The 6,474-nt window shown below is 46.8% G+C and carries 9 protein-coding genes and 1 pseudogene; 7 read left to right on the top strand and 3 right to left on the bottom strand.

Annotation, left to right across the window (positions count from 1 at the left end; all coding sequences use genetic code 11):
• Positions 1-200 (top strand): annotated as a pseudogene (locus RID09_RS08610) (hypothetical protein); the annotation flags it as partial.
• Positions 201-550: 350 nt separating this feature from the next.
• On the opposite strand, the gene RID09_RS08605 reads toward RID09_RS08610, so the two are convergent.
• Positions 551-1,123, bottom strand: a complete 573-nt coding sequence (locus RID09_RS08605; RefSeq protein WP_446335534.1) for a DUF924 family protein — start codon at positions 1,121-1,123, stop codon at positions 551-553.
• A gap of 22 nt (positions 1,124-1,145) precedes the next feature.
• On the opposite strand from RID09_RS08605, the gene RID09_RS08600 reads away from it, so the two are divergent.
• The 5 genes from RID09_RS08600 (at position 1,146) to RID09_RS08580 (ending at position 4,183) form a co-directional block, all read left to right on the top strand.
• Entirely contained in the window at positions 1,146-1,349 is a 204-nt protein-coding gene (locus RID09_RS08600) for a DUF751 domain-containing protein (RefSeq protein WP_446335533.1), read from the top strand.
• 118 nt (positions 1,350-1,467) lie between these two features.
• Positions 1,468-1,872: a 30S ribosome-binding factor RbfA gene (gene rbfA / locus RID09_RS08595; RefSeq protein ID WP_446335532.1), complete on the top strand. Its 405-nt coding sequence runs from the start codon at positions 1,468-1,470 to the stop codon at positions 1,870-1,872.
• The gene (locus RID09_RS08590; protein WP_446335531.1) at positions 1,869-3,515 is read left to right on the top strand and encodes a glycoside hydrolase family 3 N-terminal domain-containing protein; all 1,647 of its coding nucleotides are present in this window, start codon (positions 1,869-1,871) and stop codon (positions 3,513-3,515) included. The genes rbfA and RID09_RS08590 overlap by 4 nt, the downstream gene beginning before the upstream one ends.
• A 268-nt stretch (positions 3,516-3,783) precedes the next feature.
• On the top strand, positions 3,784-4,026 hold the full coding sequence (locus RID09_RS08585) for a DUF4327 family protein (RefSeq protein ID WP_446335530.1): 243 nt from the start codon (positions 3,784-3,786) through the stop codon (positions 4,024-4,026).
• A gap of 22 nt (positions 4,027-4,048) precedes the next feature.
• On the top strand, positions 4,049-4,183 hold the full coding sequence (locus RID09_RS08580) for a hypothetical protein (RefSeq protein ID WP_446335529.1): 135 nt from the start codon (positions 4,049-4,051) through the stop codon (positions 4,181-4,183).
• A gap of 173 nt (positions 4,184-4,356) precedes the next feature.
• On the opposite strand, the gene RID09_RS08575 is transcribed toward RID09_RS08580, so the two are convergent.
• Positions 4,357-4,737 (bottom strand): hypothetical protein, encoded by a 381-nt coding sequence (locus RID09_RS08575; protein ID WP_446335528.1) that lies wholly within the window; start codon positions 4,735-4,737, stop codon positions 4,357-4,359.
• Between the two features lie 72 nt (positions 4,738-4,809).
• Positions 4,810-5,160 (bottom strand): hypothetical protein, encoded by a 351-nt coding sequence (locus RID09_RS08570; RefSeq protein ID WP_006100292.1) that lies wholly within the window; start codon positions 5,158-5,160, stop codon positions 4,810-4,812.
• A 238-nt stretch (positions 5,161-5,398) separates the two neighbouring features.
• Between RID09_RS08570 and RID09_RS08565 the strand changes: the two genes are divergently transcribed.
• Positions 5,399-6,307 carry a cation diffusion facilitator family transporter gene (locus tag RID09_RS08565; RefSeq protein ID WP_446335527.1) on the top strand — a complete coding sequence of 303 codons (909 nt, stop codon included), beginning with the start codon at positions 5,399-5,401 and terminating at the stop codon, positions 6,305-6,307.
• Positions 6,308-6,474 lie beyond the last annotated feature (167 nt).

Raw genomic sequence — 6,474 nt, 5'->3', positions numbered from 1 at the left:
TGCCGCGCTCTGTGTCCGCCTATCTCGGAGTGAATCCGAGAAAGCACGTATGGAGCGCTCTATATCAATTTAATAATTTTATTGGTCGATGCCCTGTAGTCAATCGTAGACACGATTACTATAGTGTCTCTAACTGGGAGCCGTTAGTTAAGGCTGATATCGAGCAACAATGCCGGGTATCAGCCAAGCGTCAGCGTTAACGGTTATCGACCAAAAGTTACACCGTGGACTTATACCAAGGCAGAATTACTTATGGGTAGGTTTGTCTAGGTTTTTAGAAGCGGTTAGCCCTAGTCGTTTTAAAGGCAGTTGCTTTAACATAAGTTACCTCGATAAATGACCCTTTCACTGGTTACTCTGGAAATATGGCTGCCTTCTACGCACCAGGAAAAAAACTTTACAAAGGGCGATGGAATCAGTTTTTGGGCTGATGTTGTTCTCCCCTAAAATTTGACAAAAAGTCTCTCAAGCATTGGAGTAGAGGGCGAGCTGAGTAAATTAAGTGGATTCGAGTGGTTCATTATGGGGTTCACCCCCACAACACCCATCGTCAAAACGAGGAACCCGGTTGTTTAAGAAACACCACTTCTTCTGGTGTGCTTTCTCGACCCAGAATCGGGTTGCGATGGGGAAAGCGTCCAAAGCGTTCAATCACCTTCAAATGACGATAGGCGTAATCAATAGTACTGGCGCTGTCTGGATCATTTTTCAGCGTGGAGAATAATTCAACACACTTCTTCTGGTGTGCTAAGTTCTCACTATGTTCATAGGGCATATAAATAAACCAGCGTTGCACAGAGATCAAGGTTTGGTCAAACCCTTGTGATACCGCATGTTGGGCGGCGGCTAACGCTTGAGAGTCAGTGGCAAAGGCTTGGGGTTGACCGCGAAACATATTGCGGGGAAACTGATCCAGCAGTAAAATCAGCGCCAGACAAGTATGGGGAGATTCCTGCCAATGGTTGAGTTGACCCGCCGCCGCTTGTTGATAATCCTCCAAAAAGCGCGATCGCACCTCTTCGTCAAAGCCGGGATTTTTGGTAAACCAAGCCTGACGGGGCTTCCGATAAGCTGGGTCATCGGGCGTTCCAAACCAAAATGCTAAAATTTCGTCATTTGTCATTTAAAGATAGTAGCAAGTTGCAATGAAAGACTTTTTACAAAATATTAGCCGTTACCCCCGTTACTTGATTAGCATAACCTTGGGCATCTTCTTTGCCCTATTTGAGCGCTTTAAGCCGGTATTGAGTAATCCCGTGAGTGCGATCGCGCTGGTGGGTTTGGTGGTGGGGACGTTTTTATTCCTGGCTTTCACCCTGCGTGCCATGCTAGGACTGAACCCAGTTTAGCGGGTCAGTATGTCACAAGATACCTCCGAAGCGGGAAGCCCTGTGTATTTAGAGCGGGGAAGCTTACACTAGAAATCGTTGGTCTCCAACTGCCCATACTCATAGTAAAGGGGGCGTTATGGCTACAAATCGCCGTGTGTCTAGGGTTTCCTCGCTGATTCAGCAGGAAGTCAGTCAAATGTTGTTACACGATATCAAAGATGACCGTGTCGGTGCTGGGATGGTCAGCGTTACGGATGTAAATGTTTCGGGTGACTTGCAACATGCCAAAATTTATGTCTCAATCTATGGCACCGAAGAGGCAAAATCAGAAACGATGGCGGGTTTACAATCAGCTACGGGTTTTGTCCGTCGCGAATTAGGTCGGCGGGTGCGCTTGCGTCGTACCCCAGAGGTCGTCTTTATTGAAGACCGAGGCTTGGAACGCGGCGATCGCATGTTGACACTGCTGAATCAACTCTCACAAGAACGTCATAGTAAGGAACTCGATGATCAGGTTCCTGAGGCAGAAGAAAACGAGTGAATTCCTTACCCGATATCCAGTCTCTCTCCTTGGCACAACAGGTGGCACAGATGGTTGTGGTGCGGGCATCTGGCTACCTGTTTGACCACCAAATTCAGTACCCGGCTTGGGAACCTCCCGCCGCTAGGTTGCAGCATTGGATACAGGATTGGGGCGTGGGAGGGGTGATTTTACTGGGTGCGAGTGCTGGGGAACTAGCGCTGCGATCGCAACAATTACAAGAGTATGCCCAAATCCCCTTGTTGATTGCCGCTGATATTGAAGAAGGGGTCGGTCAACGCTTTGCTGGGGCGACTTGGTTTGCGCCACCGATGGCAATAGGGGCGATTGCCCGTCAGGATTTGCAAAAAGCCCAAAATTATGCTAAACAAAAGGGCGCAATTACTGCCCAAGAAGCCTTAGCGATTGGGATTAACTGGATTCTTGCGCCTGTTGTAGATGTTAATAATAATCCCCAAAACCCGGTAATCAATGTGCGGGCTTATGGTGAGACGCCGGAAATCGTGAGTCAATTGGCTTGTCAGTTTATCCGAGGGACGCAAGATTATCCGGTGTTAACCACGGCGAAACATTTCCCCGGTCATGGGGATACCGCGATCGATTCCCATTTAGATTTACCGATCTTATCCCATTCGCGATCGCGAATGGCACAGGTGGAGTTTCCCCCGTTTCAAGCGGCTATGGCGGCGGGTGTGGATGCGGTGATGACGGCTCATCTGTTGATCCCTAGCTTGGATGATCACTATCCAGCGACGTTATCACAAAAAGTTTTAACCCAAGTTCTGCGCCAAGAGTTGGGGTTTGAGGGGTTGATAGTCACCGATGCCTTAATTATGGGTGCGATCACTAATCGCTATGGCGCAACGGAAGCCCCTGTAAAAGCGGTTGAAGCTGGGGCTGATATTTTACTCATGCCCGTTAACCCAGAAACCGCCATTCAAGCCGTCTGTGATGCTGTAGCGGCAGGACGGATTTCCCGCGATCGCATTCTGGCATCTGTGGAACGGATTTGGCAGGCGAAGGCGAAGATCAGCCAGGGGACACAGGTGTCAGGGAGCCGAAGTGATCAAGCTCAACCCTTATCGTTTCTGGGTCATCTGGCTCAACCGACTGCCATTGATACGGTTACTAATATCCTCCGTGATTCTCAACAAGTTGGCGGTTCCCTACCCCTGCGCTCAAAACTGCTCCCGAATAGTCGCCAGGGGCGCAACCTCATCATTGTGGATGATATTTTAACCTGTGATGTTTTGGGGCGAAATGCTCCAGCCGTTACCCTACCCCAACAGTTTGGCTACCAATTGCAATGGGTGGATTGCCATACGCCACCGATGCTGAGGGATCACAATGAGCGACCGATTCCGACGCTGCTACAGCTTTTTATTCGTGGAAATCCGTTTCGGAGTACGGCTTCTTTAACTGCTGTGGCTGCGGATTGGCTACAGCGATTATTAACGGATCAAGTCTTAGAGGCATTGGTGATTTACGGTAGTCCATACACCTTAGAGCAGTTCTTACCTGACCTCCCCGCCCAGACGCCTTATGTTTACTCCTACGGACAGATGCCAGAGGCGCAGGCGATCGCACTTGAGGTATTATTTGATCAGATTGAATGTGATTATAGCTTAACAGAGTTTATTTAAGTTTTATTAATTAACTTGCCATGATCGAGAGAGGAATCTCAGAGGCAGCCCCACTATCAACTGCCAATTTAACGGTATAGCAAGGGTTTCAGCTTTTAGTCGCTAGCGATTAAAAGCTGAAACAATTTGTATCTTTGGTATTTTTTATTCATAACTCGAAGATCTTTGTAACTTTCTATACGGAACGAGATACCTTTTCAGGCTAGCCAAATTCGTATATAGTTAGAACGTAGCTTAGTTTTTAGTCAGGATGGTATCTATGAGCCCGATGAGTCTTCAAACTGCTCCCTCTACTCCCTCTATTCGATACTCCATTGATGTGATTCAAGAAGAAGCACGTCAACTCGTGGAAAAAGGAGTGGTCAGCCGTCAGCAGCCCATCTACGTTCTTTGTCAGTACATTCCAGCTCGCGAGTGGGTATGTATCGAATGCGAACTAGAACAGTGTGATTTCTTGCTTAGAGACCGGATTGGTGATTTAATTGGTTCCGAAGAATGGGAAAACGATTAAATAGCCTTATTTGAGAGGGATTGTGGCTCGGCGCTTATATGAGTTGTACAAATTTACTCTGTCAAGTGTCGTTATCGGTTCGTTGTTATGGGTCATTGGTGAATTGGCGAGTCAGAAACAAGTGCCGATTTACATGGGGAAACCCTTTCGGCTTTAGGCTTAAGCCATAGCTCTCGCTCCTGATACAACCCTAAAAAAAAGGATGCAGCTTAGCAAAGCACCAATGTAATTGCATATTAAAATTTGGATAACCTGAAATACTGTAGGAGCCCCAGTTAACCTATCCATTAAGATGAGGCTACGATGAGGCACAAGTCGGTATTATTTGTTCTAGTCAGGGTTACGCATCTGCTCCAACTCGGTTCGGATCAGGGCGATTTGTACCGTCAGTTCTTCAAGTTCTTGTTGGGTACTGCGAGATGTGGTTCCCGTTGATGATGAACCACTGTCCCTGGGCGTTGATGGTGTAGCTGATTCTGTCGGTTGGTTCATTTGGTTGAATATCTGTTCAATCAAGCGTTGAGCCTCTTGCTCGGTTTTTTCACCTTTTTTTGACAACTCAGCAACCTGTTGATTGAAGTCTAAGTTCAGCAGGGACAGGTTTTCTTCCCGCTTTTGCTGATCCTGAAGGCTTTCGATGAGGGAAGTGGTAGCCCCCAGCGATACACGGAAGCCAGTTTGTAAAACGTCTTGGATATTGTTAGAACTCATAATTTTGTCTTTGAACCCCTTGCTTATTTTACAATACTTTACACTTCTGTAAAGCTGCCCTACCTTAAATTGTCAGCCAACTTGTTCTAGATACTGATTGACATCCTCAATCACCCGAGTCAGTTCGGCTTCCGTACTCAAACGGATGCGTTCATCCCGCAGTGTAATTAGGACTTTAGCCGCAAAGGGACTGGGGTAAATATTGGGATTGCAGAAAATTTCCAAGAAAACATCCCCAGTATATTGGTACTCTATCGGTTTTTGTGGACTGGGCTTGCTGGTACTGCCTGGGGCTTGAGCCGTAGCTTTTAAGGTTTGTACAAGTTGGGCAAGAGCCTTTTGTAAATTTTGGGCAGCTTCCGGCGTAAATTTGAACGATACAGACCCTTGAGCCAGATTGAGGGTAAGTTGAGCTGGAACCATGAGCAATAAATCTTAATAATGAGCGCTTACTGATAGAAGATGGTAACTAAGTCCCTCCGAAAATCTACCAAAGAATTAGGCGTCTTGGCACACAATGCCTAGAAAAACTCGCAAGAAGCCTACAAAAAGTTAGGGGGCTTAGAGAATTAAAAGCATTAAATGACAAGGGTTTCAGTCATTTTCCCGACTAAACTCTAAACTAAAGATAGGGGAAATTAGTTATTTAGGGGCAAACATAATGCCAGCCGACAAACGTGCTGAAGTTCGCAAGGTTTTGCTGATTACCCTGGTGTTGAATGTATTCGTGATGGCATTGAAAGCCGTTGTTGGCATTTTAACAGGGTCTTTGAGCTTACAAGCTGATGCGTTGCACAGTGTCACCGATAGTGCCAATAATGTTTTGGGCTTAGTGGCGAATCGATTTTCGTCTCCTTACCCCGATCGCGAACATCCCTATGGTCATCAGAAGTTTGAAGCGGTGGGCGCTTTGGGGATTGCGGCGTTTTTGGGCATCGCCTGTTTTGAAATTCTCAAAGGCACAATCGAGAGGATTGTCAACGGTTTGACGCCGATCAAGATTGCACCGACAGAGTTGTGGTTACTGCTGATTGTCTTAGGCGTGAATATTTTCGTCACCTTCTATGAAAGAAATGTCGGGAAGCGGGTGGGAAGTGCGATTTTGATAGCGGATGCTCAACACACGATGAGTGATGTGTGGGTAACCATTACGGTTTTGCTAGGATTGATTGGCATCTGGCAAGGAGAAGTATGGAATCTGCCCCAACTCCAGTGGCTAGATGTGATTCTCGCCTTTCCTGTCGCCCTGTTAGTCTTTCGCAGTGGTTGGAAGGTGTTAACAGATAACTTACCCTGGTTAGTGGATGAAGTCGCGATCGCACCTGAAGCGATTCAAGTCATTGTTATGCAAGTTCCTGGAGTAATCAACTGCCACGATATCGCCTCTCGTGGTGTTTTGGGGCGTCAAGTCTTTCTGGAAATGCATCTGATTGTTGATGCCAAAGACGTGGAAACCGCCCACCAAATTACCGAAGCTGTGGAGGATCGATTAGAAGAACGCTTTCATCCGGTGCGAGTGTTGATTCATGTTGAACCCCCAGCTTATGAGTCGGATCAGATTACCTTTTAATCACTCATACCCCCTGGAAAAAGCCTGACTTTTCCACAGATATTGCCACTTTTCCACAGAAACCGCTTAGTTTTCCACAAAAGATAAGGAAATATTAATCCCAAAGTTTACTCTTCTTAACCAGAAGAGACGTTCAGCCGGAACGTCTCTACCACAGTTCATTTGTC

The sequence above is a fragment of the Coleofasciculus sp. G1-WW12-02 genome, assembly GCF_040219735.1.
In the GTDB taxonomy this organism is placed as follows: Bacteria; Cyanobacteriota; Cyanobacteriia; order Cyanobacteriales; family Coleofasciculaceae; genus Coleofasciculus.
The sequence above is the reverse complement of the archived record's forward strand: the minus strand, read 5'-3'. Positions and strand labels throughout refer to the sequence as shown.